Source organism: Areca yellow leaf disease phytoplasma (assembly GCF_041920595.1).
In genome coordinates this window covers 536,558-538,766 of record NZ_CP169277.1, presented here as the reverse complement: position 1 = coordinate 538,766, position 2,209 = coordinate 536,558, and the positions used below count along the sequence as shown (strand labels likewise).

Annotated in this window: 1 protein-coding gene; it reads left to right on the top strand. The window is 30.0% G+C overall.

Annotated features, from left to right (window positions below; translation table 11 throughout):
• The first annotated feature begins 1,005 nt into the window (after positions 1-1,005).
• Positions 1,006-1,155, top strand: a complete 150-nt coding sequence (locus ACEW7V_RS03050; RefSeq protein WP_374695400.1) for a pseudouridine synthase — start codon at positions 1,006-1,008, stop codon at positions 1,153-1,155.
• Positions 1,156-2,209: the final 1,054 nt, after the last annotated feature.

The window sequence follows — 2,209 nt, the reverse complement described above, 5'->3', positions numbered from 1 at the left end:
ACTCCAACCCAACCAACTTCTCAAATACTTTCTTCAAGCAACGAAATAACTAGCACTGATACAACTCCTTTAAATGATGAATTGAAAACAAAAACCAATTTGAACCAACCAAGAATTAAACGAATCAAATCCAAACAATAAGGAAACAACTTCTCCAGAAGTTGTGTCAACAGATTCGAATAAACCCCAAAACCAATCTATTTTTTCATTTCAAAAATAGTTTTTTAAAAAAAAAATATCTTTACAATTAACACCAATTTTAAGCTTGCTTAGAGTTGGTGTTCGTTATGATAATTTAAATTTATCACCAATGCTTTTTCTTGATTTTTTAACCTTTTTATTATTTTTTCTTTTATTTTTGAAACCCAATTCTTTTACTACATTTTTTTAACTTTTAGTGAAAAACAAGGCCTTTACATGAATGAAAAAAAGAGTTTCTTATTTCTGCCAGTGAGGCATTTCAACGTTTATGGGATCATTTTTTATTGACTCACATTAATTTAAATAAAAGTCAATGTCAAAATTAATTTTGGCACAACAAGTTTTGGTCAACTCCAAACCTGCGAAAAAAAGTTATTGCTCAAAACCAAGACCTCATTACAGTTATTATCCCTCAAACTCAAGAATCTGTTGAATTTACAAACTCCTCAAAACCTTAATTTAGACATCATTTACGAAGACCCCTATTTAGCAGTTATTAATGACATATGATTTGAGCCAACACACCCTTCTTTAATTTTTCAAGAAGCAACCTTAGTTAATGGCTTGTTGTACCAATTTACCTTTAAGTCATAGCAGATGCCCAAAGACCTGGGTATCGTGCATAGACTTGACAAAAATACTACTGGTTTATTAGTGTGCCAAAAATAATGATGTAAGCGACAAACTACAAGTGCTTTCCAACAAAGAAAAATTACCAAAATCTATTGGGCTTTAATTGAAGGTTTTTAGAAGATAAGCACTATCAAACTGCCTATTGGAAGAAATCCTCATAATCGATTAAAAATGCAAGTTATTCCAGACGGCAAAACTGCTGTTACTCATTTTAAAACTTTGCAACGTTTTTCTCACTTTTCTTTGATGGAATTTAATTTGGAAACAGGAAGAACTCATCAACTAAGAGCACATTTTCCTTCCTCAAACGTCCTATTATAGGAGATCTACTTTATGGTTCATCACACCATATTATTACTCCTTTAAGGTCAATTTTTGCATACGAAATGTTAAAATTCAACCACCCTATCACCAATCAAAAATCTTATTTTAGAAGCAATCTTACCTGCTAATTTTGAAAAAGCTTTTACAATCTCTTAACAACTACAATTAATGCTTTAAACTTTTTATCTTTACTTTATCATTTGTGTTTTAAACTTTTTTATTTTTTTCACCTACTTTCCAATTTTCCAATCATTTAAATTAAAAAAAATAAACAAGGAATTATTTATGATTAAAATTAATAATCTTCGAAAACTTTTTTCCTTAAAAAAGAAAACTTCCAGTTTTACAAAACATTTCAATTGCAGTTTTGAAAGCGGAAATCTTTTGGAGTTAGTAGGAATTTGAGTTCTGGCAAAACTACTTTATTAAAAAATTATGAATGGATTTATGTTGCCTGATAAAAATGCTAATTCTTCCATGCAGCTTTTTTAGTCATCTGAAAAGTGCTATGATTTTTCAAAATTTTAATCTTTTGAGTAATTTAAATGTTTTTGAAAATGCGGCTCTTCCTTTAGAAATAAGAAGTACTCCGAAGAACAAATTACTACTAAAGTAAATAAAATGCTCGATGCAATAGGACTTCGCCAATTTGCAAATGCCTATCCTAAGACGCTTTCGGGCGGATAAAAACAACGTGTAGCCATTGCACGTGCATTAGTTTACGAGCCTAAAATTATTTTTTTGTGACGAACCTACTTTTTGCCCTGGATGAAATGACAAGTCAAGAGATTTTAGGATTATTGCAAACAACCAATCAAAAACTAAAAACTACCATTGTTTTGGTTTCTCACATAATGTTGCAATCAATTAAAAGTTTGTGCCATCCGTGTAGCTATTTTGGAGCAAGGAAAATTAGCTAAAATTGCTACCCTTAATCCTTCTTGTAAATTTGAAGCTACTTCTTATCAAAACATTTTTATCTAAATTTTATCCTTTTTCTTATCCTTTTTTATCATACAAATGTTTTTGTCCAACAAAATAGCAATACGTA